Origin of the sequence: Pseudomonas sp. MIACH (genome assembly GCF_001269925.1) — a bacterium.
GTDB lineage: Bacteria > Pseudomonadota > Gammaproteobacteria > Pseudomonadales > Pseudomonadaceae > Aquipseudomonas.
The window spans coordinates 16,136-41,482 of the sequence record NZ_LHVO01000025.1 but is presented as its reverse complement, the minus strand read 5'-3'; the positions used below and the strand labels follow the sequence as shown (position 1 = coordinate 41,482).

Sequence of the window (25,347 nt, the reverse complement as noted above, 5' to 3'; positions counted from 1 at the left end):
ACTGGCGCTTCTTGTGCAATAGGGCAGAGGGATAAATGTGAAGAGGTGACGGATTTATTCTCTTGATCAAAAGAATGGCTGCCCGCGTATTGGTGCTACGTTTGAATACGACATTTCCTATCTATCGAGCCAACACTCATCTCAAGGAAAACCCACAATGGACCTACACAACGAGTTCGAGAGCAGCAAATTCTTCCATCGAGCTCGCATTGACCGCCGCGCCGCCGATGCCTTGGTGGGGTTGGCTGCGGGGATTACGGCGGACGGTATTGTGAATGCCAGACAGGCGGTTTTTCTAAAGCAGTGGTTAGAGAGCAATCTCGCGCATCTAAACGATCCGGTGATCAATCTGCTGTATTCGCGGTTGGCGTGCATGCTTCAGGACAGCGCTCTTGATAAAGACGAGTCATTGGAGCTGTTTAACATCTTGCGTGGTTTTTCTGGGGTGGATATTGAAAGGCCGAAAGTCGGTGGTGCCGTTGCGGCCGCTCCTACGGACCTTCCCTTCAATCTGCCGGCCCCTAATTTGGTGTGGGACGGCCGATGTTTGTATTTACAGGCGTCATGGCCTTTGGGCCACGCAAAGATTGTCAGGCATTAGTCGAGGAGCGTGGCGGTTTGATTGGGTGCGGGGTGAGTAAGAAGGTGCATTACCTGGTGGTCGGCAGCGTGGGTAATGAGCAGTGGCGCCACAGTACCCACGGAACGAAGATCATGAAGGCGGTGGAGCTGCGGGAGGCAGGTGCTTCAATTGCCATTGTTGGTGAGGATCACTGGCAAAAGATGCTGTTTGGTTGAGGTTGCTTCGGTCGTGGTGTTCTAAGAAAGGCTGTCCGTTGTCTTGGCCGAAAGATTGTTATTGGGTTTGACAGCCTCATCGCGATCAAGCTCGCTCCCACAGGTTTTCAGGGCGCGGACGAAAGATGGACGTTTCAGAAACAACAAAGCCCCTGCATTTCTGCAGGGGCTTCGTCTTATATGGTGCCGGCACCAGGAGTCGAACCCGGGACCTACTGATTACAAGTCAGGTCAGCTACTCAACAGAATCAAGGGCTGGCGCCTTTTTTTTGTACGTGAACAACAAGGCCTCGGGCTTGATTTTCCTGCTATGGCGGTTGGCAATGTACGCGCCTGCTATCACCTCTTTTCCCTTAACTGAGACCTGTGTGTAAAGCTGTGGATAACTTGCGTGAAATGCAAAAAAGATTTAGTATCCTCGTGACTTTTCAGGGGCGGGCCGATGTCTAACCGGCATGCAGAAGAGCTCACCTTTGACTAATCCTTATGTCATTAACGTCTGAATGGAGGCTTTGATATGACTGAATCTATGCAAAGCCTTTACAGTGCGTTCAGAGCCCATGGCCTGCCTAAGCGGCAGGTGCAGGCGTTTCTACCTGCTTGGTGGGATGACGAGATAGCTGAGACGCCTAGCGGCCTCCAGCAGGCTAAGTTCATCTTGGCGCGTGCCTTGAATCTGAAGCTGCGTTCAATTGCCGAGACGCCTGCGCGTATCGAGTTTGATTTGCCTGAGCAGCGCCGTTTCAAGCTCATAAAGGGGACGACTGCGGACGACGTTGAGCTTGCGGTAGCTCTGGCTCGCAGTGCTTCCAAAATCGTACTGTCCAATATCGAGCGCCCTTATGTGCGCCCCGTCTCGGCCGCTGAGATTCGGAGTCAGATATTGGCTTCTGGCAAGCCTTGGGTTGGCCTGAGTGACCTACTGGACTATTGCTGGGAATGTGGAATTCCCGTGATTCATCTTGCTTCTTCAATTATGAAGAAAAAGATGGATGGTATTGCCATGTCTACAAATAATCGCCCGTCGATTGTTCTTTCGTCGAAGAAAGAGTGCGGCTATTTGCTTTTTCACCTAGCTCACGAGCTTGGACATATCGCTTTAGGGCATGTGGATGCTAATGGCGCCATAGTTGATACGGAAATTGCAAAAAACGATGACGGTCGTGATGATGATGAAGTCGCGGCAGATGAGTTTGCACTTGAGCTTCTGGCGGGAAAAGCATCAGCTAAGCTGCGGCTAGGTCGTTTTATGCCGGCTCCAGATCTTGCTAGAGTTGTAAATAACTATGGTTCTGCGAATCGTATTGATCCAACTCATGTTTTATTGAACTGTGCTCACAATGGTAATTTTTGGCCGTTGTGTACTAAAACGCTTAAACTTCTAGCTCAAGGTGTGAGCGATAAAGCTTTAGTGTCTAGTTATTTGTTTTCAAATCTTGCGGAAGAGATTAAAGAAGATAGTCTCGACTTGCTAAGGGCTCTAGTTGACCCTGAATGATCCTACTGTCCGATAACGACTTGGTGATCAAGCTTGCACAATGTGATCTACTGCAAGACACCCTCGGCAGCCTAAATGCAGGCGCCAAAGACTGCTTCGTCCTTTCTAGTCTCCCCTACAGCCTGCGCTTGAAAGATCCAGATAAATCCATCGAAAAATACGTCGGAAGCTCGCAGGCTTACGAGCGAATTTGTGGGTTTCTTGAGCAATGCAGCGTGCTCAATGACGCTAAAGTTGATTTTGATTTGATCGATCACATGCAACAGATCGATGAAGTTGACCCCGGAGAGTTTGCATTGTTTCTACATGCAAGCGATCGTCACGGCTGGGGCGAAGAGTTCAAGATACTGACAGGCGATAAAAGGGCGCTCTCCGCGATCTGTTCGTACGAGCATTTTGATACCGTCTTTTCTTTCCTCCCTGGAAATGTCGATTGTCTGGAGTCTTCAATGTTAAGACTCATTGACTATGCCGGATATGAATATGTCAATGAGCGCGTGTCAGTTGCTCGAAAGCAAGTAAGTGAGAAGAAGTACGATAAAGTTCTTCGTTCTGCGTTTGGCGAAGGCCGAGACGTACAGCACTGTACTGAATGTCTCAACAGTTACATGGTTGATGTTATAAAACTTTTCACTCCGAAGATGGATTAACTGTCGGCACACTGAGATCGTAAACGTCCATCATTGATTCGTCTTTATGGCCTGACGCTTGTTGCTTGTCTGCCCGGGTGCCCACCGTATCGGTGATGCCCTTACGCTTAAAGTCGTGCATCCCAAACCTCTGCTCTTCAGTGAGCACCTTCTTCTCAATTGCTTGCACTATCAGTCGCTGGAAGGCTGTATCAAGCCCTGACTTCGACAATTGCCTGCCGGTAGCGGCAATAATAAGGAAGCGCTGGTCTGCTCGGATCGGCACCGGCACTCGCTTTCGTTCCCACGTTTCTGACCTGACGGCCTTGGCCGCGTCCCAGGCGGCACGCAGCCGAGGAGTCCACCGGACGATATTGTCCCGGCTACCTTTACGGCGATTGGTGAGCACCCCTTCGTTGAGTTCGTTCTCGTCGGTGAGTGTGATCGTCTCGATCCCGCGCAGACGGCATAGGTATCCAATCTCCATCACATACCACAGGTAGGGCGAGCAGGCTCCAGGCTGGCCGCTCTTGAGCTGGCCTTGCTGCTTCGCGAACCTGATCAGGTTAACCATGACCGTATCTTCGGGCAGTCGGCGCTGCTTGCGCTCTTTCGGCGATTCAATGCCTTTGGCCGGGTTGTCCTTCACAAAACCACGGTTACGGCCCCACTGCATCACGCGGCGCAGGTAACGCAGTGAGTGGGCGGCTTTGGAGGGGGTGCCATCCTGGGCTATCTTGTCGATGATGCGCTGGACCAGCGCCGGCGTGAATTTGAGCACCGCCAGTTCGCCCAGCGGTTTGCCAAGCTTCGTCGGAAACGCTAGAAGCACGTCGCGGGAGTAGACATAGTCGTCGTGGGTTTTATCGCTGAGGACCTTGTACTGGTCGCTCTTGTGGAACTCATCACAGAGGTATTGCAGGCTGTCGCGGTCTACGCCGTTGCGCTCCTCAATGAGGCGGTGAAGCTCTGAAAGCGTCACGTTGCCCGCGCAAAGGTTCTGCCTTTGTCGCCGCCCGGCCTCATTGAAATACAGGATGTACCAGCACCCAGCGCCCCTATGGTCGAAATACACCGAACGCGGCAAAGCCGTCTGGTCAATGTGCCCAGGGATGTTTGGATTGTGTTGGCGCTTTCGACCACGTTTCATACGATGTCCGCGCTGTAGCTGTCGGTATCCACGGGTTTTAGCCCGCCCGCCTGGTTGATCAAATCCACCGTGGTCCAGGGCCCCCTTCGCCCACTGAAAATTCGAATGCCTTGGGAGCGCAACGCTTTTTCAACGTCAGCCCGGCGGCTATATCCGGTTACGCGTTGTAAGTCTTCAAACTCTAGTACACGGGCTGCGCTCATGCTGCCTCCACGGTTATTGGCTCCCAGGCCGACTCGCACAGCCCGTAGGCGCTGGAGCAGGCGGAGGCATCAGTAGCAATCAGTAGGTCGTATTGGATACCGCCTCGGGCTGTCTTGGACCATTCAACTGCCTGGCGAATGCTAGCGATCTCCATGACTTCAATGGCAGTCATGTCCGCGATTGAGCCTTTCGGATGCTTGGCATTTGATCCGGCAAAGAACGTGGCAGCACCGCGCTTGCTGGCCTGCTGGACAGTTCGCTCCCAGCGATCGATACGGTCAATCGCTTCAGGGAACCGAAGGGCAATTTCGCGTAATTCATCTTTGCGGCAGTTGATGCAAGGCATGCAGCCTACGCGTCCCATGCCTTGTGAATAGAGCGGATTCGGTTTGATGCCCATGTAGCGGTGAGCCTCGAACACCGCCGGGACATCCCACTTTAAGATCGGGCGGTAATTGAACAGGCCGCCACCAACTTCGTCGCACTCCGGCAGGTATCGTCTGTTTAGCGATTCGTCTGCGCGTACACCTTGCCAGCTCAGGATCATGTCGCCGGCATCCATCAAAGGCATGACTACTTGTTCAAGCATAGGGTCGCGTTTCAGCTCCATGGTGCAGAATTGGGCCTTGCGGCTAGGGAACCGGCCTTTCCAGATGCACAGGTCTAGGAATGGGTTACCGGTTGGCTGCAGCACGTCCAACGCTGCAAGCACTACCTCCTCTGCTATGCCTTGCGCCCGCCACTTCGATTCGATGAATCGGCGCTTGCCTTCAATGCGCTGGGTGAAGTCAGCGCGCACGCGGGTTATTTTCGTGCGTGTGGCTTGTTCCAGGTAATCCAGGTATTCGTGGGTCTGTTGATGCTCGTTGCCGGTGTCCGCGAAGACGGCCTGCAGGTTGGGTGCCTCTAAGGCAATGGCGACCAGTAGCGTCGCCGTGCTGTCTTTACCGCCGCTGACGCTGATGATGTTGTGCGTAGTCATTGATGGTCTCCCGAAGCATCACCATCAGCAGGCGCATCCAGTAAGGCGTGCAGCCCCTCAAGGTTCTGCATTAGGATCAGCTCAAGGGCTTTGACGCTGATATGAACAGAATCTGGATTGTCATCCGGCTCATGCTCGCAGATGTCGCGGATGATGGTTGCTACGGTTTTGGTGGTAGTGACGGGTTTGTCAGGCACAACTAGCAGGGCGCGCACATCCTCATCCGCCCTGAAATCCCGTAAGGCCTCCTGAACCTCCACGGAATCAAGGATGCGGCCAGACAAAACTCTCGCCGTCGTGATAATCGAATCAATTAGCCCAACTGTAACGCCGACATCAGTTCGGCAATCGGTTTGCGTAACCGGTTTACAGAAGCCTTCGTTAATCTGATCAATGTCAGAACACAGGTATACCGATTCACGCCGAGAAACACCCCATTCGCCAATGCTTACCCGGTATCGTTTCGGCATGCCGTCTATCGTTTGCTTGATGGTCATGGTCAGGGCCTCAGTTGTGATTGCGGATCGAATAGCCCGCCAGCTTCTGCAGGGGATTCGGTCGTTCGCCGCGAGGATGAATGCCAATGCGCGCCTCGAGACCATCAAGGCTGACAGTGGCGCCGTCATAGTTGAGTCCTGGCTCAAGGCCCATGAACTGCATCGGAACGCCGCATTGCATACATACGATGCTGATCTCTGCCATAAACCGACCTTTGTTTTCGATGCGAGTAACGCCCACAGTTGCCTTCAAATCTTCATGTTTACAGGCCATGGCAACCCACCTCTGACTGGATCGCGGCGTCGATCGATTGGTCTAGATCCTCTCCGTTCAATACAACGTTCTGAGGTGTTTTCCCTGCGAACACACCGCCCAAGTGAATGGTGTTAAGGGGGCGATCGCGCAGCCACCGATAACGTTCGACGTCTGTGCGCATGCCTGTGTTTTCGGCCACCAGCAGATCCAGCTGCTCATCCGCAGCGGTCAGGCGCTGTTGCAGTTCATCCGCGCGGCGCCAAAGATCGAAGTCTGGTACCGGTTTACCGGCCATTCGGTGCCTAAGCATTGCCCAGACCAGGTGGTACTCTGGCCAATCGCTTTCGATAACCACGTATTGGCGCGGTGATTGACCGATTGCTGTGAGGGCACGCCCGAGCATTTCCCGATCCTTGGCGCGGTGATTGACCAGATCGCTGCGTTTGATGACGATGTAACGATCTTCGGTTTTGAAATCGCTCATACAACCTCCATCGTTACCAGATGATGTGTTCATGACCATCTCCCTGTTACATCCGAAACGATTGATGAGCACGCGACGGCAGTAGCTTCTGCTCTGCGGGTTGTGCGCCGTCGGATTGGATCTCACACACGAATCTGTGTCGTTTCCGGTTGGGCGCAGTCAGCGCCTTGGTCAGATCAGGCAGAACGTCAATGCATCGCTCGTAGGCGTGAGGTCCCTTCCAGCTATCAGTCTTCACCACCTGGCAGTCTGTGCGGGTTGCGTCCGCGCACAGGTACAGCAGTAGGAAAACAGTCATACAGCCTCCGAAACGATAGGAGGCAGCGATGCCTCTGCCTTCATGAAAACAATCCAGTGCGTGCCACCTTTCTTGCCGCTTGGGTGCCCGAACAGGGGCTGCTGGTCGGTAAGCGATAGAATTTGGCTGGTGCGGATCTGCGTTTCGTTCCACTTGAAAACCAGTACGCCGTCTGTGGCCAACACTCGAAAACACTCAGAAAAGCCACGCCGCAGGTCTTCCTGCCATGTATTCGGGTTGAGCACCCCGTACTTAGCCTTCATCCAACTTTCAGCCCCGGCACGTACCAGGTGCGGTGGGTCAAAAGAAACCAGCTTGAAGGCGCCGTCTGCATAGGGAAGGTCACGAAAATCAAGGGTGACATCGGGGCTGACAGTCAGGGTTCGTCCATCGCACAGGGATTTTTGCTCAGTTCTGATGTCACCGAAGATGACCGCTGGGTGCTTCTTATCGAACCAAAACATCCGGCTCCCGCAGCATGGGTCAAGGATTGTCTTGATCATGGCTGCTGCTCCAGTTGAGCCACGCTCAACGCAATCGCCACCGGCTGCACCCAAATCGACACGTTGCTGAGCATGAACGTCTCCCCAGCCTCGGAAAGCAGCAGCGTCATGCCGAACACATCCGCCATTGCCCGTGCCGCTGCGCGTGGTACGGCGTTGCCAATCCGCTCCCGGTGCTGGCCGTCGTTGATTCCGTCCAGACGGAAGACTCCCGCCTGTTCAATCTTGCGAACGCGCTGCATGCGCTCGATCTCATGGGCGGTCTGTGGATCTGCTGACCAGTGATCTTCTGGGTCGAACAGTGATTGCAGCGCGGCCAACTCCAGAGTGGTGAACGGCCGGTGCCAGGTCCCGTCGAGGCTGGTGATCATGCAGGTCAGTCGATCGTTGTGCGCCGGCATGCGCTGATCGGCAACTGACCAGCGGCCGTTATCGTGGCAAGCACTGGCAGATACGGCGCCGGCCGGTGCGCTGTATTCGACCACGCCGTAATGCCCGCCAGTCAGGTACGCATCGCCCTTGCTGCGCGACATTCCTGGGCGAGGATCTGCGATCGATAACGCGCCGCTGGCAACCTGTTGCGAGCCAGTCACGGTCTTGGCGCTCTCGCACCAGGGTGTGATCCGCAACTTTTGCGTGCTGGCATTCGGGTGCCATGTTTTATAGGCGGGATCTGCCACGGCGAAAGCGCCTTGCCCGGTGGTGCTGCCGGCGATGACGGTGCCGGCCGGCTTGCTGTAGTCGGTGACCAGGTACTTGCCGAAACCCTTGGACGGTTGCCGAGGGTCGGCCACGGCCTGCCCGCCAGAGCTCGGCCCGTATCCTGCAGTGACAGTGCCGGCGGTTTGGTCATTGCGTACCACGCGGAACACATTATTGTGGCGCTCGCCGGTCATGCGCGGGTCAGCAACGCTGAACGTCCCTTGCCCCGGGCTGCGCTGACCGGTTACGACACCGCAGTGGCGGTCATAGGGCAGTACGCCGAATTGGGTGTACTCGAATTTGTTGGTGGGTCGTGGATCTGCCACGGAAAATTTGCCGTTCATTGGGCGGCTAGCACCTGCAACCACCCCGGCTGTATCGTCCCAATCGACAACCCCGAGAACGCCGTTGTGGTAGTCAGGCACGATCACAAAGTCGCGTAGGTGTCCGTCCTCGATCGCAAACCGGCTCAGGCTGCGCCAATCCTTCCCGGCCTCGACCAGGGCTAGGCGTACCCATGTTTTCCACTGCAACGCCGGCACACGGTGCATCGGCCCTGCCTGATCTATATCGCCTGCCAGCGGCATGCGGCTCAGCACGTCACCGACGGCACGCAGGCTGCGTTTCTCTGGTTCGTACAGGAACGCCGGGACCTTCTCTACGTGCCTGGCCACTAGCAAGAAGCGTTTTCGGCTCTGGGCCAATCCGCCAATTTCGCCACAGTCGTGGGTGGTTTCAGCCACCGCGTAGCCGTAGTGCCTTAGCAGCTTGGTGATCTGGTCCAGCAAGTACCGGCCACGGGTAGCCAGGCGCGGTACGTTTTCGAACACGATCAGCGACACCGGGTTGTGCTTCCAGGCTTCGCACATCAGCCATACGCAACGCAACGTCAGCTCATTGAGCGCCCGGTATTTGGGTGTCTGGCTCATAGTCTCGGACAAAAGGCCCGAGGCACCTTTGCAGGGACTGCTGATGAACACTGCATCTGGATCTTCGTTGCCGGCAGCGCGGCGCAGATCCTCGGCGGTGGCTTCTTTCCAACCGGCGGGAGGCTGCTGGCCGTGGAACGCCGTGAATTGCTCGCGTGTGAACAGGTCCATCAGCGTGCCAGGTACGCCGGTCATCATTTGGAAATCGCGTAGCCCGGCGGGGTCGACGTCGACGCCGCCGAGGCAGCGCCATTCAGCTTGCACAGGACCCAGGACCGGTTTGGAGTCACTGAAACCAGCAGCGCCGCTGCCGAGGCCGCAGCAAAGATGGAAGTGGGTGAGGGTGCGCTTAAGCATGGGAGGCCTCCCGCGCGGCAAAGCAGCAATTCCCCGAAACGTTCATATACCCCACGACAGGCTGCGCAGGCGGGCGGCCCGAAGCGGTAAGCGTTGCATCACTGACCGCTGCCCCGCGCAGCTTTTCGTGGGGTATACGTGCCTCGGCAGTGGCGCTGGAAGGAGCAATAATGCCTGCTGCTGCGCAGCAGAGACTGTTTGTTTCTGACGTGTCGACACCACTGGTGCTGCGGAGCAAAGCGGGCAGGGCGCTGGGGTTTTCCTGTTGGTTCTTCATGCCGCTTTCCTCCGATGTTCGACAGCGAGTTGGTCCATCAGGCGCTGGTGGTAGGTGAGTCGGGCTTCTGCGGCAGGCCATGGACGGATGATTTCGGTCATAGGTTGTATGCCGACCAAACAATCCCAGATAGCCGGATCGGTTGGCATGAGGTCGCGGCGTTCGGTGGCCAGCGCAATCAAGTCGGCCTGGTGAACGCATGCGGGAAGTTCTGCAGCAATGTCGAAGCGCTGGCACACGCGTTGCCATACCCAGTCTTCAAAGTCCTGGTATGCATGTATCCACTGTTTAAGTGGCTTGGTCATGTCGCCCAGGTACGCCTCTGGCGCGTCGTGAAGTAAGGCCGCGAGCTTGTGTTCTTCCGGCACCAGCTCGGCGACGATGCAGCTGTGTTGCGCCACGCTGTAGAACTCGCGGGTGTGCCCGTTGAAGCGGCAGAGGTGTGCCAGTGAATGGGAGATGTCCCGGGGATCGATCATGTCAGCGTCAGGCTCGAACAGATCAAAACGTTTGCCGGTGTGGGTGAGGATCCAGTTCATGCGGCCTCCTGCACGAGATCGGCCAGCAACAGGGCGTTGTCAGCTGCCTTATGCAATTCGCGGAGTGCGTCGTAACCGATCAGCGCTTTCAACTGCCGGTCGAACTCTTTGTTATAGCGAGTCATTGCGTTCAGTTCCTTCATAGCCTTGGAGTACTGCTGTTGCAGTGTTCCAGCGGCCTGGGGCGTCAGACGCAGCATTGGGATAGCGCGACTCATGCTGCATCCTCCTGATAGAAGGAATCCAACTCGGCGGCCATGCTCAAAGCGTGGTCGCGCAGAATGAGTGCTTGAGTTGCATGGCCTTCCGATTTGATCGCTTGAAAGAAATCGGCGGCGAGTTTGAGTTTTCCCGCGATGGCCGTCAGGATCTGACGGTCCTGGGGTTCCCTGATCAAAATCAGTTCCAAGCGTTCGCATCGGCGCGTGGCCTTTTCAAGAGCGGTAGCACTCGACGACTCGCCCTCTTCAATGCCCTCGATGTAGCCATTAGTGTGGCCATCGTCGTAACCTTCGCTCCAGCCATCCTTCAGTCCGCCTCGATACCCGACCCAGTACAGAATGGCGAGGGCGATTACGAAGCTGATCAGGGCGAAAATTTCAAATGCTGTCATTTGGTTTGCTCCTTGGGTTGTATACCGCTTGGCTGGTGGTGCAGCGGTTGCGGTGGTGCAACTGTTATCGACGTGTGTCGGTCAAAAAGTCATCGCTCGTCTGGCTGGGGTTGAGTGTTTGTCAGCTCCTCGTCCGCAGCATCTGCCTGTGTATCAATGAAGATGGCCAGATGGCGGATGTCGATAAAGCGGGGGCGCTTGGCGCTGGTATCCAGAGTGGTGATGGGTAGCGCTACACGGCCGCTTGTCAGTGCACGAGTGAAGTTGTCCTGGTTGAGATTGCTGAAGTAGCGTTCACGTACCTGTTCGACGGGTACGAGCAGATCCCCGAGCGTTCGGTACAACAGGTCAACAGTCTGACTTCTGGGCGCTATCGGCAGGCGCAGTTCGCGCTGTACGGAGACCGTCATGCTGCATTCGCCTTATCTACTTGCGCCTTGAGCGTGCCGAGCGTCAGCTTTCCAGATTTACGTTGCGTCGGTTCTTTAGTGCGGGGTTGGTGGCTCGCTCGAATGTCTCGGTTGATGGCTGCCAGTGCTGTACGTGCCGTGCTGGCAAACGCTACGAAACGCGGTAGTGGTGAGGTACTGTCTAGCGGTTCGAGAACGGCACCCAGTTCAACGCCTTCAATGCCATTGCCAAGGCGCAGTATGGCGCGAGCACGGTAGTTGGGGCCGAGATCGATCACGAGTTGGTCGAGAGCGGCCGCCAGTTGAAGGTGCTCGATTTGCAGCGGTGCGCCGGTGATGGTGAGGGAAACGTCGGCGGCAGTTGCGGCTAGGGTGAGGTTGGCAAGAATTTTCTCAGCCGTACGACGTTCTTCAGGCAGGCTCAGTAGTTCGATCAGTAGGGTGTCAATCAGTTTGCGGTCCATGTGTGTTCCCTCGGGGGTGGTTCCAGGCGATCTCAACGTGGGTACGTACCAGAGCGCGTAGGTGCTCCGGTACTTCTGCCAGCGCGGCGACGCGTTCCTCGCGGGTTCGCATCGCCGTGATCTGGCGGGCGTACTGGCGCGGCCATGCTTCGGGCTGTCTCATTACGCGACTTCTCGCGGATCAGGCACGGCGGGTGGGGCTGGGCGCTCAATACCGATCTGCCTGGCCAGCCAGGAAATGCCAATATCGGTCACGCGCGTAGTGCGCTTGTATTGCATGCCATGCTTCTCGTGAAACCAGCGACTTTCACGGGTGACCAAAAAGTCTTTGGTCAGGGCAGGGTTGGTTGGAAGGTTGCGTTGATCCAGCAGGCCTTTGTCGCGCATGCGTTTCATCAACTCGCGGTGCCCCAGGCCCAGGCGTTCGGCTACGCGTTTGAGGGATAGGCTCATGGCGGTACCTCATGCAGCGGCTGCGAGGCTATTGCGGTAGCCCTGCAGGAATTGGTTGAGGTAATCAGCCAGGATTGCGTGGGCACGCTGGTTGTCGGCGGGCAGGGTGAACAAGTAGCCGGCGTCGTCGAGTTCGAGCGTGGCGATATAACCGCGACGTGGGTTGCGCTGGATCTGAAGTGACGGCTCTAGTTCGTCGGCTATAAGGTGGTAGATGCCGCGCCCACGTCGGATAGCCAGACGTAGGGTGGCCTCTATATCGCTGACAGCTTCATGCTCATCTACGTCGGGCACACCGGTAGGGCTGCGGCCATTGGCGATACCTTCAATAAAGCTCGCAACGCGCGTGGCGTTGTTTTTGCGGTGCTTATCAAGGGTGACGGATGTATTGCGCGTCCCGCAGATGCGCACCATTACCGTGATGCCGGCAGTGCACTGCTCGATCTCGACCTGAGCCGCTACGGATCGCCCGCTATCACGCGAGTGCAGGGTGTGATTGAAGGTGCCGCTAAGGGTTACCTGGGCCTGCAGGCGTATATACGCGCTGGCATTGAGAGACAGTCTGCTCATGCTGCGCGCCCTCCATCATCTGGATTGAAGGGGGCTGGCATTTGGCTGGAGGCAGTTTTGCGTTTGGTGGGAGCGAAGGTACAGCCGTGGATTACGGCTAAGCGGCGCACCTCGAAAATGCGGCTGGGTGGGCACGTTGGTAGTACGTGCAAGGTTGCGGTTTGCATGGGAATTGCCTCGCTCTGTGGTGGAAGAGTGAGGCAATTAAAGTTCTCTTAATTTTTCAAGTCAAGCTTGCTTACGTTTTTTGTTAAGAGACCTACAGCTAGAGGGCTCCAGCGTGCCATACGGCCCGCCCGATGATGAGTAGATGACCAATGCTTGTATCGGTAGCGTTCTCATCGGGATAAGCGCGTTTGTCCTCGTTGTCGCTGCGAATTATCCAGCCGTTGGTGAGCGTGTGGACTAAGCGCTTGATGCTGATGTCTCCGTCTGGGCGCTGAATTGCATAGATTCTGCCGTTCAACGGCTCCCGCTGGCCTTCGTCAATCAGCAGCACATCATCATCAGCAATGGTCGGGAACATGCTCATTCCTGTGCTGTAGATGACCTTGAGGTTCTTTTCTTTCAAGCCCATTCGGGTAAGCCAGTCTCGCCTAAACATTAGGCCGCCGAGGTCTTCTATGTGGTGGTTTGTGTGACCCGGGCCTGCACCCGCCTTGGCGGTGAATTGGGGAATCAGCACATGGCCCTCCTCAAGGGCACCGGCGTCATATTTGTCCCCTATGCCTTCGGCAAGCCACTGTGCTGAGAACCCGGTAGCGCGTGCGAATAGGAAAAGATTTTCAGCCTTGAGGCTCCCGTCTCCCTGGGCTAACTGGCTAATTCTGGCAGCACTCAGGTTGGACTCTATGGCCAAGAGGCTGGCTTTCTTTCCGCACTTGGAAATGGCGTATGCGATTCTTTCTGCTGGAGTATTCATTAAGCTAGCTTAAGGCTTACTTTGTTTGGAGTCCTTCATTTGCTTGCCAAATAAGTTAAGTGTACTTACTGTATTGGGCAGGCAAACAGGAGAGCACCATGCTCACGACAGAAGTGATCGCCTTCTTCGGAGGGAAATCTAAAGTGGCTGCGGCTCTGAAAGTCTCCCCCGCTGCAGTATCGCAATGGGGCTCTGAGCCGCCGCAGTCACGCCAGTACCAGGTTCAAGTGCTTACAGATGGAAAGCTCAGGGCGACAGATAAAGCGTCAAGCCAGCAGGCCGCTTGACGAAGTAAAAGGCAGAGCGGCGCGGAGCAAACCAATACAGCGCGCCGTTCCACCGCCCCCCAAGGCACGGATGCCCTGGGTTGCCTGCTAACCCACCACGGTCTGCAGGCTGCAACGGAAGGGCACATGCGGAGCGTGTGCCTTGCCATCGGGGTGCAGCCGGGTTTTCTACCACAGAGCAACCGGCTGCATGCGACCACCTGTGAGTGACCACAGCACAACTGTACCAAACAGGCATGCAGCGGTCACTGGCAGAGTTTTTGGAGTTTTGCCATGAACCGTAAACAGTTCAATTCCATTGAGCGCGCACGGCGTTCGCTGTTGACTCTACCGCAAGCTTTGCTTCACGCCGCACGTGATTATCCGGGCGGAGCCACTGCCATTGCCGCTATCGACGGCGGCAACGCCACCACCCTCAATCATAAGCTGAGCCTGACCAACACCAGCCACACGCCTAACATTGGCGATCTTGAATTGGTGCTGGATGCCACGCGCGATCCGCGCATCGTAGACGCGTTGCTGCATCCCATCGGTTGGGTGGGAATCGACGTTTCCGAGTTGAGCGACACCGACACGGCGCAGTCGCTAATGGCAGGTATTGGCGAGTTGCTTTCTCGTGAGGGGGAGTTAGCCACGCATGTATCGACCTCATTGTCCGATGACAAACTGGACGATGACGAACTGGCTGAGTTTGAACTGCTGGCCGAGCGCATGGTGCAGGCGGTGTTCAAGTTGCGCGCGGTGCTCCGCAAGATGCATGCGGAGGATCTGCACTATGTCTGACAACGCAGATGTGGCAGATAACGTCATTGCTCTTAATCTCGCAGTGGCCATGGCCGCCCGGCCCACTGCCAATCCAGGCCAATGTACGCTCGAGTGCGTGGACTGCGGGGATGTCATCCTAGAGGCTCGGCGGTTGGCAATGCTTGATCGCGGCTGTACGCGCTGCACTGACTGCCAGGACCTGGTAGATCGGCGTGGGGTACGGGCATGACTAATCACGAACTACTTGATGATGTGTTGGCCCAGTTGCAGGGCTACGGACTTAAACCAGAAACGCCACTGGTGATTGGTAAGCGAACGCGTTGCGAGTGCGACGGTGATAAGGCCCCGGAGAAAACGGGCTGGTATGTGATCTATGACCATCTGACTGGTGACGGCAAAACACTGTATTGCGGCGCGTTTGGCGACTGGCGTCAGGGTGAAAAAGGCAGTTGGCAGAAGATCAAGCCTAAGGGCGGGCGGCTGAGCGCTGAAGATCGAGCGGTGATGCGCGCCAGGGCCGAGGAGGGGCAGCGTAAGGCCGCCTTGGCCGAGGATCGAAAGCATCGCACTGCCGCCCGGCGCGCTGCTGGTATGTGGAAGCACCTATCTGAAAAGGGCGGTTCGCGTTATTTGGATGCCAAGCGGGTAGTCGGCATCGGTATGCGTTACAAGGCGAAAAGCGGTACGGCTTTTGTGCCGATGCGCAATGTGAAAGGCGATATTGTCGGCCTGCAGGTGCTGTATCCCGAAAAGCAAGCAGCTACGGGCAGGAACAAAACCTACTGGCCGTACGGTTTGGCGAAGGAAGGCGCATTTCACCTGATCGGCCCAGAGCCCGAGCCGGGCGATGTGATTTTGATTGCTGAGGGATACGCGACCGGCGCCAGCCTGCACATGGCGACGTCGCTGACGGTATGTATTTGCTTTGACGCCGGCAACCTGCTGCCGGTGGCACAAGCCATGCGCACAAAGTATCCCGGCCGGCAGCTGGTGTTTTGCGCAGATGATGATTGGAAGACTGTGGTGAATGGGCACCCGTATAACGCGGGGGTAATCAAGGCTGGCAATGCGGCGGTGGTGATTGGTGGCCAAGTGGTTATACCGGTATTCGACAACAACCGGGAAGACGGCTGGACCGATTTCAACGATCTTCACTGCGCTGAGGGCCTGGATACGGTGCGCCGTCAGGTACTAGCGGTGGTGCGTCCGTCTGCTGATGAGGGATGGCGCGAGAAGCTGCAGTATTCCGAAAAAGGCGGGTTGATCGTACATCCGTTCAATGTGGCATTGATTCTGGGTAATGATAAACGCTGGTCCGGGGTAATCGCCTGGGATTCGTTCAGTTCAAAGACCCGCAAGTTACGTACGCCTCCATATGGTGGGGGCAAGGGCGACTGGAGTGATCTGGACGATATTAGGGTGGCGCTGTGGCTTGCTGATGTTTACGGGCTGCGGGTGAAGACTGCCCACGTGGTTGAGGCTGTAAGTGCGGTGGCGAATGACAACGCTTACCACCCGGTGCGCGAGTATCTAGAAAGCCTTGAGTGGGATGGCCTGCCACGCCTTGAACGTTGGTTGCAGGATCGGCTGGGTGTTAAGGATAGTTCGTACACCCGCAAGGTGGGCAAGCGCTGGATGATTTCTGCGGTGGCTCGCGTGTGTCGACCTGGCTGCAAGGCTGACTCAATGTTGATTTTGGAAGGCTTGCAGGGCGAGGGGAAATCCACGGCTGCGCGGGTATTGGGTGGCGAGTGGTTCATGGATACGTCATTTGACCTGAGCAGCAAAGACGCCTATCAGGCGATCCGGGGCAAGTGGATTGTGGAGATGGCCGAACTGGACTCACTGAACAAAGCAGAGTCGACCAAAGCCAAGCAGTTCGTCTCATCGCCCATCGATACCTACCGCGAGAGCTATGGGCGGCGGATGCTGGATGTTCCCCGGCAGAGCGTTTTTATCGGCACGACCAACCAGGATGAGTACCTGAAGGACGACACGGGCAACCGCCGTTACTGGCCGGTGATGTGTACAAAAGTTGATCTTGAGGGCCTGCGAGCCGACCGTGATCAACTCTGGGCCGAAGCGTTAGCCTGTTTTCGCGCAGGTGATATATGGTGGGTGGAGCGCGATGAGGCTGATGTTTTCGCAGCTGAGCAGGATCAGCGTTATCAGGCAGATATGTGGGAAGACCTGGTGGTCGGCTATCTGGCCGACAAGCATATTGGCGATACGGTGACAGGCGCGCACTTGCTTGAGCATGCGCTTAACATCGATCCAAGCCACTGGGGTAGACCCGAGCAAATGCGCATCGGCAAGATTATGCATCGGATGAATTGGCCCCGGCGGCGCAAGGGAAACTGTGTGCGTGGTGTGCGCAGCTATGAGTATGTGAAACCGCCGGAGTGGAAGCGAGGTTCGGCGGTGCCCAGGCAGGAGACCGCATTTTGATCCCGGAAATGGATGAGATGTTGAAATTGTGGGCGCTCGACATGCACGGCGGCGGTGGCCCTGAGGGATCTGCCAACAGTATGTTGGGTCAATTGATCGATTGCCGGGGGGAATTGATTCGTGGCTCACGCGGCGGTTCAAAAATGCTGTTGCCATGGAGTGCAGACATTGAGGTGATCGTAAACAAACATCTGTCCTGGCATCTGGCCCAAGTGGTGCAGGAGCATTACCTGAACCGTGAAAGCGTGGAACGCCAGAAATGGGCGCACTGCGGGTGTGGTCGGACGCAGTTCTATGCGCGCTTGCACTCGGCACACCTGGAGATCGCAGGCATGCTGCTTGAGCGCGTAGCCTGATGGCGCGGCGCGTCCCTGTACGGCCTGCTAGTGTTTTGGCAAGTGGGCCATCTGCGCGCCGCGTGTTAATTGATGATGGCCCACCGTCCCACCTTTTTTGCATCTTTCCCCCATGTGACGCATACACCCACATACGCGCGCGCGTACGCGCAGCGTTTATTAATTCTCCCTTTACATGGAGAAAGTAATAAATAGTAGGACGGAGGGGCACCGCTTTGATTTATCGGTGTTTCAGACGTCGCGCCTGTCTTGTGATCAGTGGGACAAGAGGGTCCATGCCTGCGGCGCTAGAGCCAGTTACGTTATATGTCCGTTGATTGCCGGTGTATTGCCGCTGATTGCCGTTGATTGCAGGGTGGCAGCGCCGAGCTCTTGCTGCCACCGGACTGGAGGGGTATAAATCAGTCATGTTCAAAGAGGTACGCAAACAGCGATCTCACCAAAAACCCGGCCTTTGCGCCGGTTTTTTTCATTTCTCCTCAGACGTACTACTTCGTACAGATAATTTTTCCTTTGGAACTGAGAAATGGAACGAGATCAGAAGCTGTTGGTGAAAATCTTAGACGTCTGCATCAAGGACTCCGATGACTGGAAGCTCGATTTATCGGGCAAGGATATTCGCAGCAAATTCTCCAGCGCCGAGTGTGTCCATTGGTCCGGTGTAGTCGTGGATGGCCATATCGAGCTGCTTGTAGATTTGGGTTGTATCAATGTTGAAGGGGAAGCTCCGGATATACGTATCCAGCGCGTCACCAATGCGGGATATAACTATCTCGACAGAAGCAGAAGGTTGAGTTCGCGTAGCAGTGAACTCCCCATCCACTAGACAACAACGTTTTTGAGCCCTGCCTAGCGCAGGGCTTTTTCGTTTACGGAGTAGGCCAATGACGAACGAACAGCAAGCGCTGGCAGAAATGCCGATCTGGTTAGTGATCGTCCTGGCCCTGGTGGGCGGCGTGTCGGGCGAGATGTGGCGAGCGGACAAGGAGGGTGCCCGGGGTTGGGCATTGATACGGCGGCTGGCCCTTCGTTCCGGCGCCTGCGTGGTGTGCGGGGTATCGGCGATCATGCTGCTGTACGCAGCGGGCATGTCGATCTGGACATCCGGCGCACTGGGATGCCTCACCGCAATGGCAGGGGCAGACGTTGCCATCGGGCTTTACGAGCGCTGGACTGCCAAGCGCCTGGGCCTGCAGGAAGCAGAAGCCAAGGGTGAGGCCGGACCTTAAACATCCAGGGGCAATGACCATGATGCGACTTGAGATGCGTGACAACATCGACAAGATCGTCAGAGAGATGCGTGGGCTCAGCAAGTCGAAGGTGCCGATAGCCGCTGCCAAAGCGCTGACCTTCACCGCCGAACGCGTCCAGGCAGCTGAGAAGGCCGAGCTTGAGCGAGTCTTCGATAGGCCCACACGGTGGACGCTTAACTCGGTCTTCAAGCGCAGTGCCACGACCAGCCGCCTGTTTGCCCGGGTGTGGGTCAAGGACGAAGCCAGCTCAGGTGTGCCCGCGTCCAAGTACCTGCCGGTGCATATTGACGGTGGCAACCGACCACACAAGCGATTTGAGAAAGCGCTGATCCACTACGGCTTGATGCCAGCTGACATGTACGCCGTCCCTGGTCGGCGCGCCAGGATGGATGGCAACGGCAATATCAGTCGCGGCCAGATCGTGCAGATCTTGTCCGCACTCGGAGCAGCTGAGTGGGTGTCGGGCTTCATGGCCAACCGCACTCAGCGCAGCCGGCGCCGTAACCGCAACGCACCGGACTATTTCGTGGGTCGACCTGGCAACGGCACCGGCCCTTTGGGTATCTGGCAGCGGATCGGCAACGGGACACGGCCCATCCTGATCTTCGTCAAGCGCCCGACGTATCGGCGGCGCTTTGACTTCTACGGGGTAGCCAATCGCGTCGCCGAGGCCGAGTTCGAGCCGCTGTTCCGGCGCGCCCTGGCACGGGAGATGGAGCGAGGCTGATCTCTTGTCGGCTTCTTGCATTTCTCCTCAAAAAATGGCGATTTTTCAATGATTTGTCGGGGTTTTGGCTTGACAGGTCGACTTGCGACCCAAAATCAATGGGTCCTTCCAGGCAGCGGGGCTATCGGGGTAATTCGAACCCCGACTTTTTTGCAGATTCAACCCGACATAGGGGGTTCCGCTTCCCCTTCTGTAACAGGACCAGACCATGCCAACCCAACTTGAAATCGCCGAGCACCTGGATATGAGTGAGCGTGCTGCGCGCGATGTACTCAAGCGGTTGAACCTGGACTGGCAGGCCGTAAGCCTTGCCGATATTCGTACCGCCTATATCCGCGATTTGCGCGAAAAAGCCGCTGGGCGCGGGGGCAGCCAACTTGAACGGCTTAACAAAGCTCGCATTGATGACCTTGAGCAGAAGGCGGCAAACGGGCGGTTGGTGTATCACGAAAAGTTGCGCGTATTGATCCCGGCAGATGACGCTGAGCAGGTCCTATCCGACTGGACCAGTTACGCCAACCTAGAATATCTGGGCTGTATTGAGCGACTCATACAGGACATCGACAACGTGCTGAAAGTCACGGTAGATCGAGCAGGGGTAAACAAAATTGTCGGACCTACACTCGAGCGAATTGCAGGCTATGCGCAAAACCTTGGCGCGCAGCTTGTTGGCAGCAGCGACGAAGTTCAGCCCGCCGCGTGACATCCCGACGGCGCAGTATCTGAGTACCGAATTTCACTTACCTGCTGAGGGTGCTGTGTTGCGCGGCCTCTATGATTTCCAATACACACCTTACTTCCTTGGCGTTGCCGCTGCTCTGGACGATCCAAAAGTCCGTGAAGTGGACCTGATGAAAGCCGCACAGATTGGCTGGACTTGGTTCCTGATAGGCTTTCTTTTCAAAATGATTCAGCACCTGCCGCGTCCTATCTTGATCCTGTTTCCCAGGGAAAAAGATGGCAAAAACTTTCATGACGAAAAGATCTTCTTCGGCGTCAACGTCAATAAAAAAGTGGCGAAGTTGATGCCGGTCAACACCAGCCGCACTGCGGGCAACCGCTGGGACCACAAGAACTTCCCCGGCGGGTTTCTTAAATTGGTGGCATCGAACTCTCCCGGTAACGTCAAATCTACGTCATCGGTTGGCTTGTCGGTGGTGGAAGAACCGGACGACACCAGCGATGACGTTAAGGGGCAGGGGGATGCGGTCGCCCTGCTGGAGGAGCGCGGTAAGCGTTATCCCGGTTCAAAAATGTTGGTGGGCGGGACGCCTGCTATCAAGGGCGCGAGCAAGACCGAGGCTCGATTGGCGCTTACCGACTGCCGGGTACTGCCGATCATCTGCCATGCCTGCGGCCAGGCTCACGTATTGGACTTTGCCCACATTCGGTGGCTCGATATTGCAGAGGAGGCACAGCCCCACGAGATTTACGGGCGTGCGGATCCGGAAACAGCTGGCTACGCCTGCCCGCACTGTGGCGATATTTGGGACGATTACCAACGAAAAGAAAACATCCGCAACACGGTTTTCAATGCGATTGACGCGGGCGATCCTTACTGCGGTTGGGTGCCGACCAAACCTTTTTTCGGGCGCGCTGGATTCATTGAACTCAACGAACTCTACGCATGTTTACCCGGTACCCATCTGGCCGAAATTGTTCGCGAAAAACTCAACGCAGAACACCGCGCATCGCTGGGCGACTTATCGGTGTTGATCAAGTTCGTCAACCAGAAACAAGGCCGTGCCTACGAGTACAAATCCGATCTGCCTGAGGCCGATAAACTGGCTGAGCGAGCGGAGGACTACCCGGAAATGTTTGTGCCCATGGGGGGGCTTGTGATCACCGCCGGTGTCGACGTTCAACACGACCGGTTGGCGGTGGTGATGCGGGCCTGGGGCCGAGGCGAGGAATCCTGGCTGATCTACTGGGGCGAGATTTACGGCGAGGTAGTACTGCCCGACCAGGGTGTGTGGCTTGATCTGGAAAAGTTGCTGTTTGCGCCGATTCCACACGCCTGCGGCGCCAAGCTTAGAGTGATGGCAGTTTCGCTTGATACCTCGGACGGCACTATCACCCAAGATGCTGCGTATGCGTTTTGCCGTAAGCATCAGCGCAGGGGAGTGATGGCGATCAAGGGGGCGAGTGAGCGCGGCAATACCCGTGCCGATGAACGAATGGAGATCTTCAGTGCGCCTCGGCAAGGTGTAGATACGGACAAAGAGCAAAAGGCCTCAAAATACGGCCTACGCCCCTACATGGTTGGTACGTCTCGGGCCAAGGACCTGTGGATTGAGGGGCGGCTGCCGTTGACGGGGAACGGTCCCGGTCGGATGCACTTTTACAAAACAGTGCGCCCGGATTATTTTCGGCAGATCACCGCCGAAGTGAAGGCGCCGAGCCGGCTACACCACTACCGCAAGGTCTGGCAGAAAAAGTCCGGCCAACCGAACGAAGGTACCGACTGCGAGACGTATGCGTTGCACGCGGCACGTTCCCTGAAAACGCATTTGATGCGGGAGCAAGACTGGGCAGGGCTCGATGCACAGATCCGTCAGGGTGCGTTGTTTGACCCACCCGAGCCGGATCAATCCGAGGCTGAACCCGATCCCGAAACGGACGGGACCGGTCCAGAACCTACACCACCAGTCGAACCACCCAATCTCCCGCCCTCTGGCGGGAGAGTTGTTTCTGGGCGCCGTAGTGCAATGCGCGTGCTCTCCCAACGCAGGAATTAATCAATGGCTATCACCCTGGAACAAGCGCAGGGCCAGCTGCAAGCCTGGCTCGATGCGAGCATGCAGGTCAGCCAAAAGCAGAGCTACCGCATCGGCACCCGGCAATTGGAATACGCCGACCTTGCCGAAATCACCAAGACGATCGACTACTGGCAACAGCAAGTTGATCGCCTTGAAAGCGGTCGCCCTCGGGGGATCGTCCTGCGTGGGATTACGCCGCGATGAGCCGCGCGCCGAAAGTGCCAGAGCCGACGCTGCTGGATAAGGCCATCACCTGGCTCAGCCCCGAACGCGGCGCCAAGCGCATGCACGCCCGGTTGACCATGACTGCCTTGGGCGGTTACAGCGGCGCGTCGAAGGCCAAGCGTTCGCTGAGCGCCTGGACCCCGACGGCAGGCAGTGCGGCAGCAGATCTGCTGCCCGACTTGCCCACGCTTCGCGAACGCTGCCGAGATCTAGAACGCAACAACCCCATCGGCGGCGGTGCGATCAATACGGTGACGACGAAGACGGTCGGCACCGGCCTGGCGCTTAAGTCGGTGGTCAATCGCTCGATTTTGGGCTGGGACGAAGACCAGGCCAGGGAGTGGCAGCGCAAAACGGAATCGCTGTTCAAGTCCTGGGCGGAAACCACCAGCTGCGACATCACCCGCGAGCAGAATTTCTATGGTCTGCAGGATCTAACCTGGCGGTCGGTGCTGAGCAGCGGTGACGTCTTTACGTTGCTTACGCACAAGGAACAACCCGGCCAGCATTACTCGGCGTGCATCCAGCTGATTGAGGCCGACCGGGTTTGTAACCCTAGCAACAAGGCCGACACGGAAGCCCTCACCGCTGGCATTGAACGTGACGCTGATGGGGCGCCGATCAAGGCTCACATTCTGCGCAGTCACCCGGGGGCACTGGGCGTCAAAGAGCGCGTCTGGGATGATCGCCCGTTCTTCAACGAGCGCGGCGGTCGGGTGCTGTTGCATGTGTACCGGCGTCGTCGGGTGGGCCAACCACGCGGTGTGCCTTACTTGGCGCCGGTGATCGAGAAGCTCAAGCAATTGGATCGCTACACCGATGCCGAGCTGGAAGCGGCGGTGGTGTCTGCGTTCTTCGCGGTGTTCATCAAACCAGGGCAGAGCGGCAATCTGAGCCCTCTGGCATCGGCCGTTACCGGCAACACCCCGGTGGGTGGCGATAAACCCGCCGGGCGGGATCAGGGCGGTTGGGATGGCTCACTCAGTGGCGGCATCGTCGCCGAGCTGGACGACGGTGCGTCGATCGATACCGCATCACCTGGTCGCCCGAACATGGCATTCGATCCGTTCGTACTCGCCATGCTTCGACAGATCGGCATGGCCCTGGAGCTGCCTTACGAGGTGCTGATCAAGCACTTTACCGCCAGTTACACCGCCGCACGTGCTGCGGTGATGGAGGCTTGGCAGTTCGTTCGCGGTTGCCGTGATTTCCTGGGCCAACATTTCTGCCAGCCCGTGTACGAGCATTGGCTTGAAGAGGCCGTGGCGCAGGGAGACATTGAGGCTCCCGGGTTTTTCGACCACCCGTTGCTGCGCTATGCGTACAGCGGGTCGTTATGGGTGGGTGATGGTCCTGGCACCGTTGATCCGCTCAAAGACATCAATGCCGCCGAAAAGCGCATCGATATTGGTGTCAGCACGCTCGCCAAGGAATCCATGCTTTACGACGGCAGCGACTGGGAAGAGAACCACGAACAGCGTGCGCTTGAAGTGAAGCGTAGGCGCGATGACGGCCTATCCGTGTCACCAACGGCTCGCCCCGAGGATGAGCCTGCGGCCAATCCTGATCTTCCTGAACGGACCTAACTATGAGCGACAACCCAACCGATGCACCTCCCGTGCACCGGGTGACGGCGTTCGACCTGGTATCACGCGAGCCCTGGGCCATCACCCCGGACATGCTGCAGACCATCACCGCCATCGCCCGCCGGGAGCATGAAGGCCCGGAAGCCTTGGAGGCCAGGCAGGGCAAACCCTTGCAGAACAGCCGTGCGGTGACCCAGCGCGGCAATGTGGCGTTGCTGCCCGTTACCGGCCCGGTGTTCCGCTACGCCAACTTATTTACGGCGCTGTCCGGGGCAACGTCGCTGGATGTGCTGGCCAAGGAGTTCACCGCTGCCGTCGACGATCCGCGCACCGACACCATCATCCTCGTGATGGACACGCCGGGTGGGATTGCCAGCGGCATCGCTGAATTTGGCCAGATGATCCGCGCCTCGCCCAAGCGGGTGGTTGCGTATGTGTCCGGTAACGCGGCCAGCGCTGGCTACTGGATAGCTGCAGCAGCCCATGAAATCGTCATGAGCCGCACCGGCGCCGTGGGCTCCATCGGCACGGTGCTGACGGTGCGTAAAAGCGACGACGACGGCAGTTTTGAGATCGTCAGCAGCCAGAGCCCGAAAAAACGCCCTGACTTCAGCACTGAATCAGGACGTGCTGTGGCCCAGGCTCATGTCGACCGGCTGACTGACATCTTTGTCGAGGACGTCGCCAATTACCGTGGCCTCAGTGTTGAAACCGTTTTGGCCGACTTCGGCCAGGGCGATATGCGCATTGGCTCCGATGCCGTGGCATTGGGCATGGCCGACCGTGAATCCACCCTTGAACAACTCATCGCTGAGTTCAACAGCAGTTCTTCTGGAGAAAAACCTATGTCCACCACCACCAACAGTAACGCCCCCGCGCCGACTGCAGACAAACCCGTTATCAACCGCGAATACCTGGCCGCGAATCATGCCGAGCTGCTGGCCAGCCTAGAACATGACGCGCACGCCGCTGGTGCAGCTGCCGGCGCCCGCGCCGAGTGCGAACGCATCCAGGCGGTGGAAGCCGCCGCACTGCCCGGACACGAAGAGCTGATTGCCACGCTCAAGTTCGACGGCAAAACCAGCGGTGCCGAAGCGGCGGCGCAGGTTATCGGCGCCGAAAAAACCAAACGCGCCGGTGCTCTGGCCGACATTCGTACCCAGGCGCCTGCGCCGGTGCCCAACGTGCTGACGCCACCGGCAGCCCCTGAGGCTGTAAAGGAGGATCCAGAGGCGCCGCTGGAGGAGCGTGCCAAGTCGACCTGGGACAGTGACAAGGAACTGCGCGCCGAGTTTGGCACCTTCGAGGCTTATCACGGCTACCGCAAGGCCACAGAGCGGGGCCTGGTCAAGGTTCTGAAAAAGTAAGTACCGGGTAACCCCTTTCCACCCATGGCTCTGGAGAAT

31 protein-coding genes and 1 pseudogene are annotated in these 25,347 nt (G+C 57.2%); 15 read left to right on the top strand and 17 right to left on the bottom strand.

All coding sequences use genetic code 11. The features are described 5' to 3' along the window. Positions 1-157: 157 nt before the first annotated feature. The 3 genes and pseudogenes from AD670_RS09320 (at position 158) to AD670_RS09310 (ending at position 2,946) form a co-directional block, all read left to right on the top strand. Positions 158-798 (top strand): annotated as a pseudogene (locus AD670_RS09320) (BRCT domain-containing protein). A 517-nt stretch (positions 799-1,315) separates the two neighbouring features. Next, the gene (locus tag AD670_RS09315; RefSeq protein ID WP_053130896.1) at positions 1,316-2,296 is read left to right on the top strand and encodes an ImmA/IrrE family metallo-endopeptidase; all 981 of its coding nucleotides are present in this window, start codon (positions 1,316-1,318) and stop codon (positions 2,294-2,296) included. Then, entirely contained in the window at positions 2,293-2,946 is a 654-nt protein-coding gene (locus tag AD670_RS09310) for a hypothetical protein (RefSeq protein ID WP_053130893.1), read from the top strand. The genes AD670_RS09315 and AD670_RS09310 overlap by 4 nt, the downstream gene beginning before the upstream one ends. Here the strand turns inward: AD670_RS09310 and xerC are convergent. The 17 genes from xerC to AD670_RS09225 form a co-directional block, all read right to left on the bottom strand. After that, a complete protein-coding gene (gene xerC / locus AD670_RS09305; RefSeq protein WP_053130890.1) occupies positions 2,927-4,075 on the bottom strand; it encodes a tyrosine recombinase XerC in 1,149 nt (382 codons plus the stop codon). The genes AD670_RS09310 and xerC overlap by 20 nt on opposite strands. Then, positions 4,072-4,278 (bottom strand): DUF4224 domain-containing protein, encoded by a 207-nt coding sequence (locus AD670_RS09300; RefSeq protein WP_053130888.1) that lies wholly within the window; start codon positions 4,276-4,278, stop codon positions 4,072-4,074. Before AD670_RS09300 ends, xerC begins: the two co-directional genes overlap by 4 nt. Next, a complete protein-coding gene (locus tag AD670_RS09295; RefSeq protein WP_053130885.1) occupies positions 4,275-5,261 on the bottom strand; it encodes a phosphoadenosine phosphosulfate reductase family protein in 987 nt (328 codons plus the stop codon). The genes AD670_RS09300 and AD670_RS09295 overlap by 4 nt, the downstream gene beginning before the upstream one ends. Further along, on the bottom strand, positions 5,258-5,758 hold the full coding sequence (locus AD670_RS09290; RefSeq protein ID WP_053130881.1) for a hypothetical protein: 501 nt from the start codon (positions 5,756-5,758) through the stop codon (positions 5,258-5,260). Before AD670_RS09290 ends, AD670_RS09295 begins: the two co-directional genes overlap by 4 nt. A 10-nt stretch (positions 5,759-5,768) precedes the next feature. Continuing rightward, complete coding sequence (locus AD670_RS09285; RefSeq protein WP_053130878.1) at positions 5,769-6,032, bottom strand: hypothetical protein; 264 nt, start codon at positions 6,030-6,032, stop codon at positions 5,769-5,771. Then, entirely contained in the window at positions 6,022-6,498 is a 477-nt protein-coding gene (locus AD670_RS09280; RefSeq protein WP_053130875.1) for a hypothetical protein, read from the bottom strand. The genes AD670_RS09285 and AD670_RS09280 overlap by 11 nt, the downstream gene beginning before the upstream one ends. 294 nt (positions 6,499-6,792) lie before the next feature. After that, a complete protein-coding gene (locus AD670_RS09270) occupies positions 6,793-7,299 on the bottom strand; it encodes a methyltransferase (protein ID WP_053130869.1) in 507 nt (168 codons plus the stop codon). Then, on the bottom strand, positions 7,296-9,287 hold the full coding sequence (locus tag AD670_RS09265; RefSeq protein WP_053130866.1) for a DNA cytosine methyltransferase: 1,992 nt from the start codon (positions 9,285-9,287) through the stop codon (positions 7,296-7,298). Before AD670_RS09265 ends, AD670_RS09270 begins: the two co-directional genes overlap by 4 nt. Then, complete coding sequence (locus AD670_RS30785) at positions 9,280-9,564, bottom strand: hypothetical protein (protein ID WP_082340943.1); 285 nt, start codon at positions 9,562-9,564, stop codon at positions 9,280-9,282. Before AD670_RS30785 ends, AD670_RS09265 begins: the two co-directional genes overlap by 8 nt. Beyond that, a complete protein-coding gene (locus AD670_RS09260) occupies positions 9,561-10,103 on the bottom strand; it encodes a phosphohydrolase (RefSeq protein WP_053130864.1) in 543 nt (180 codons plus the stop codon). The genes AD670_RS30785 and AD670_RS09260 overlap by 4 nt, the downstream gene beginning before the upstream one ends. Then, complete coding sequence (locus AD670_RS09255; protein WP_053130861.1) at positions 10,100-10,321, bottom strand: hypothetical protein; 222 nt, start codon at positions 10,319-10,321, stop codon at positions 10,100-10,102. Before AD670_RS09255 ends, AD670_RS09260 begins: the two co-directional genes overlap by 4 nt. Further along, positions 10,318-10,716, bottom strand: a complete 399-nt coding sequence (locus tag AD670_RS09250) for a hypothetical protein (RefSeq protein ID WP_053130858.1) — start codon at positions 10,714-10,716, stop codon at positions 10,318-10,320. Before AD670_RS09250 ends, AD670_RS09255 begins: the two co-directional genes overlap by 4 nt. Before the next feature lie 89 nt (positions 10,717-10,805). Further along, on the bottom strand, positions 10,806-11,126 hold the full coding sequence (locus tag AD670_RS09245; protein ID WP_053130854.1) for a pyocin activator PrtN family protein: 321 nt from the start codon (positions 11,124-11,126) through the stop codon (positions 10,806-10,808). Beyond that, the gene (locus tag AD670_RS09240) at positions 11,123-11,590 is read right to left on the bottom strand and encodes a hypothetical protein (protein ID WP_053130850.1); all 468 of its coding nucleotides are present in this window, start codon (positions 11,588-11,590) and stop codon (positions 11,123-11,125) included. The genes AD670_RS09245 and AD670_RS09240 overlap by 4 nt, the downstream gene beginning before the upstream one ends. 162 nt (positions 11,591-11,752) lie before the next feature. Beyond that, the gene (locus AD670_RS09235) at positions 11,753-12,043 is read right to left on the bottom strand and encodes a phage antirepressor KilAC domain-containing protein (protein ID WP_053130847.1); all 291 of its coding nucleotides are present in this window, start codon (positions 12,041-12,043) and stop codon (positions 11,753-11,755) included. A gap of 9 nt (positions 12,044-12,052) precedes the next feature. Further along, complete coding sequence (locus AD670_RS09230; RefSeq protein WP_053130844.1) at positions 12,053-12,613, bottom strand: hypothetical protein; 561 nt, start codon at positions 12,611-12,613, stop codon at positions 12,053-12,055. A 265-nt stretch (positions 12,614-12,878) separates the two neighbouring features. Continuing rightward, positions 12,879-13,535: a LexA family transcriptional regulator gene (locus AD670_RS09225; RefSeq protein WP_053130841.1), complete on the bottom strand. Its 657-nt coding sequence runs from the start codon at positions 13,533-13,535 to the stop codon at positions 12,879-12,881. Positions 13,536-13,633: 98 nt separating this feature from the next. On the opposite strand from AD670_RS09225, the gene AD670_RS09220 reads away from it, so the two are divergent. The 12 genes from AD670_RS09220 (at position 13,634) to AD670_RS09165 (ending at position 25,308) form a co-directional block, all read left to right on the top strand. Further along, positions 13,634-13,822 (top strand): Cro/CI family transcriptional regulator, encoded by a 189-nt coding sequence (locus AD670_RS09220; protein WP_053130838.1) that lies wholly within the window; start codon positions 13,634-13,636, stop codon positions 13,820-13,822. 273 nt (positions 13,823-14,095) lie between these two features. After that, positions 14,096-14,605 carry a phage regulatory CII family protein gene (locus tag AD670_RS09215; protein WP_053130835.1) on the top strand — a complete coding sequence of 170 codons (510 nt, stop codon included), beginning with the start codon at positions 14,096-14,098 and terminating at the stop codon, positions 14,603-14,605. A 207-nt stretch (positions 14,606-14,812) separates the two neighbouring features. Next, a complete protein-coding gene (locus AD670_RS09210) occupies positions 14,813-17,035 on the top strand; it encodes a VapE domain-containing protein (RefSeq protein ID WP_053130832.1) in 2,223 nt (740 codons plus the stop codon). Next, positions 17,032-17,391 carry a hypothetical protein gene (locus AD670_RS09205; protein ID WP_053130829.1) on the top strand — a complete coding sequence of 120 codons (360 nt, stop codon included), beginning with the start codon at positions 17,032-17,034 and terminating at the stop codon, positions 17,389-17,391. The genes AD670_RS09210 and AD670_RS09205 overlap by 4 nt, the downstream gene beginning before the upstream one ends. A gap of 526 nt (positions 17,392-17,917) precedes the next feature. Further along, positions 17,918-18,217, top strand: coding sequence for a hypothetical protein (locus tag AD670_RS09200; protein ID WP_053130826.1), 300 nt, complete (start codon positions 17,918-17,920; stop codon positions 18,215-18,217). Between the two features lie 58 nt (positions 18,218-18,275). Further along, a complete protein-coding gene (locus AD670_RS09195) occupies positions 18,276-18,620 on the top strand; it encodes a phage holin family protein (RefSeq protein ID WP_053130823.1) in 345 nt (114 codons plus the stop codon). Between the two features lie 19 nt (positions 18,621-18,639). After that, on the top strand, positions 18,640-19,371 hold the full coding sequence (locus AD670_RS09190; RefSeq protein ID WP_156338181.1) for a hypothetical protein: 732 nt from the start codon (positions 18,640-18,642) through the stop codon (positions 19,369-19,371). Between the two features lie 208 nt (positions 19,372-19,579). After that, positions 19,580-20,074: a hypothetical protein gene (locus AD670_RS09185; protein WP_053130817.1), complete on the top strand. Its 495-nt coding sequence runs from the start codon at positions 19,580-19,582 to the stop codon at positions 20,072-20,074. Further along, positions 20,013-22,109, top strand: a complete 2,097-nt coding sequence (locus tag AD670_RS09180) for a phage terminase large subunit family protein (protein ID WP_082340941.1) — start codon at positions 20,013-20,015, stop codon at positions 22,107-22,109. The genes AD670_RS09185 and AD670_RS09180 overlap by 62 nt, the downstream gene beginning before the upstream one ends. A 3-nt stretch (positions 22,110-22,112) precedes the next feature. Next, a complete protein-coding gene (locus AD670_RS09175) occupies positions 22,113-22,334 on the top strand; it encodes a DUF6148 family protein (RefSeq protein WP_053130811.1) in 222 nt (73 codons plus the stop codon). Then, a complete protein-coding gene (locus AD670_RS09170) occupies positions 22,331-23,941 on the top strand; it encodes a phage portal protein (protein ID WP_053130808.1) in 1,611 nt (536 codons plus the stop codon). The genes AD670_RS09175 and AD670_RS09170 overlap by 4 nt, the downstream gene beginning before the upstream one ends. A 2-nt stretch (positions 23,942-23,943) precedes the next feature. Beyond that, a complete protein-coding gene (locus AD670_RS09165) occupies positions 23,944-25,308 on the top strand; it encodes a S49 family peptidase (protein ID WP_053130805.1) in 1,365 nt (454 codons plus the stop codon). The last annotated feature ends 39 nt before the right edge of the window (positions 25,309-25,347 follow it).

Bases quoted from the DNA above. Each gene is read 5' to 3' on its own strand.
- AD670_RS09270 (WP_053130869.1), bottom strand. From the start codon at position 7,299: ATGATCAAGACAATCCTTGACCCATGCTGCGGGAGCCGGATGTTTTGG.
- AD670_RS09285 (WP_053130878.1), bottom strand. From the start codon at position 6,032: ATGGCCTGTAAACATGAAGATTTGAAGGCAACTGTGGGCGTTACTCGC.
- AD670_RS09175 (WP_053130811.1), top strand. From the start codon at position 22,113: ATGGCTATCACCCTGGAACAAGCGCAGGGCCAGCTGCAAGCCTGGCTC.
- xerC (WP_053130890.1), bottom strand. From the start codon at position 4,075: ATGAAACGTGGTCGAAAGCGCCAACACAATCCAAACATCCCTGGGCAC.
- AD670_RS09190 (WP_156338181.1), top strand. From the start codon at position 18,640: ATGATGCGACTTGAGATGCGTGACAACATCGACAAGATCGTCAGAGAG.
- AD670_RS09260 (WP_053130864.1), bottom strand. From the start codon at position 10,103: ATGAACTGGATCCTCACCCACACCGGCAAACGTTTTGATCTGTTCGAG.
- AD670_RS09280 (WP_053130875.1), bottom strand. From the start codon at position 6,498: ATGAGCGATTTCAAAACCGAAGATCGTTACATCGTCATCAAACGCAGC.
- AD670_RS09240 (WP_053130850.1), bottom strand. From the start codon at position 11,590: ATGGACCGCAAACTGATTGACACCCTACTGATCGAACTACTGAGCCTG.
- AD670_RS09265 (WP_053130866.1), bottom strand. From the start codon at position 9,287: ATGCTTAAGCGCACCCTCACCCACTTCCATCTTTGCTGCGGCCTCGGC.
- AD670_RS09295 (WP_053130885.1), bottom strand. From the start codon at position 5,261: ATGACTACGCACAACATCATCAGCGTCAGCGGCGGTAAAGACAGCACG.
- AD670_RS09230 (WP_053130844.1), bottom strand. From the start codon at position 12,613: ATGAGCAGACTGTCTCTCAATGCCAGCGCGTATATACGCCTGCAGGCC.
- AD670_RS09235 (WP_053130847.1), bottom strand. From the start codon at position 12,043: ATGAGCCTATCCCTCAAACGCGTAGCCGAACGCCTGGGCCTGGGGCAC.
- AD670_RS09185 (WP_053130817.1), top strand. From the start codon at position 19,580: ATGCCAACCCAACTTGAAATCGCCGAGCACCTGGATATGAGTGAGCGT.
- AD670_RS30785 (WP_082340943.1), bottom strand. From the start codon at position 9,564: ATGAAGAACCAACAGGAAAACCCCAGCGCCCTGCCCGCTTTGCTCCGC.
- AD670_RS09290 (WP_053130881.1), bottom strand. From the start codon at position 5,758: ATGACCATCAAGCAAACGATAGACGGCATGCCGAAACGATACCGGGTA.
- AD670_RS09195 (WP_053130823.1), top strand. From the start codon at position 18,276: ATGACGAACGAACAGCAAGCGCTGGCAGAAATGCCGATCTGGTTAGTG.
- AD670_RS09250 (WP_053130858.1), bottom strand. From the start codon at position 10,716: ATGACAGCATTTGAAATTTTCGCCCTGATCAGCTTCGTAATCGCCCTC.
- AD670_RS09165 (WP_053130805.1), top strand. From the start codon at position 23,944: ATGAGCGACAACCCAACCGATGCACCTCCCGTGCACCGGGTGACGGCG.
- AD670_RS09170 (WP_053130808.1), top strand. From the start codon at position 22,331: ATGAGCCGCGCGCCGAAAGTGCCAGAGCCGACGCTGCTGGATAAGGCC.
- AD670_RS09300 (WP_053130888.1), bottom strand. From the start codon at position 4,278: ATGAGCGCAGCCCGTGTACTAGAGTTTGAAGACTTACAACGCGTAACC.
- AD670_RS09255 (WP_053130861.1), bottom strand. From the start codon at position 10,321: ATGAGTCGCGCTATCCCAATGCTGCGTCTGACGCCCCAGGCCGCTGGA.
- AD670_RS09215 (WP_053130835.1), top strand. From the start codon at position 14,096: ATGAACCGTAAACAGTTCAATTCCATTGAGCGCGCACGGCGTTCGCTG.
- AD670_RS09225 (WP_053130841.1), bottom strand. From the start codon at position 13,535: ATGAATACTCCAGCAGAAAGAATCGCATACGCCATTTCCAAGTGCGGA.
- AD670_RS09315 (WP_053130896.1), top strand. From the start codon at position 1,316: ATGACTGAATCTATGCAAAGCCTTTACAGTGCGTTCAGAGCCCATGGC.
- AD670_RS09220 (WP_053130838.1), top strand. From the start codon at position 13,634: ATGCTCACGACAGAAGTGATCGCCTTCTTCGGAGGGAAATCTAAAGTG.
- AD670_RS09200 (WP_053130826.1), top strand. From the start codon at position 17,918: ATGGAACGAGATCAGAAGCTGTTGGTGAAAATCTTAGACGTCTGCATC.
- AD670_RS09245 (WP_053130854.1), bottom strand. From the start codon at position 11,126: ATGACGGTCTCCGTACAGCGCGAACTGCGCCTGCCGATAGCGCCCAGA.
- AD670_RS09310 (WP_053130893.1), top strand. From the start codon at position 2,293: ATGATCCTACTGTCCGATAACGACTTGGTGATCAAGCTTGCACAATGT.
- AD670_RS09210 (WP_053130832.1), top strand. From the start codon at position 14,813: ATGACTAATCACGAACTACTTGATGATGTGTTGGCCCAGTTGCAGGGC.
- AD670_RS09180 (WP_082340941.1), top strand. From the start codon at position 20,013: ATGCGCAAAACCTTGGCGCGCAGCTTGTTGGCAGCAGCGACGAAGTTC.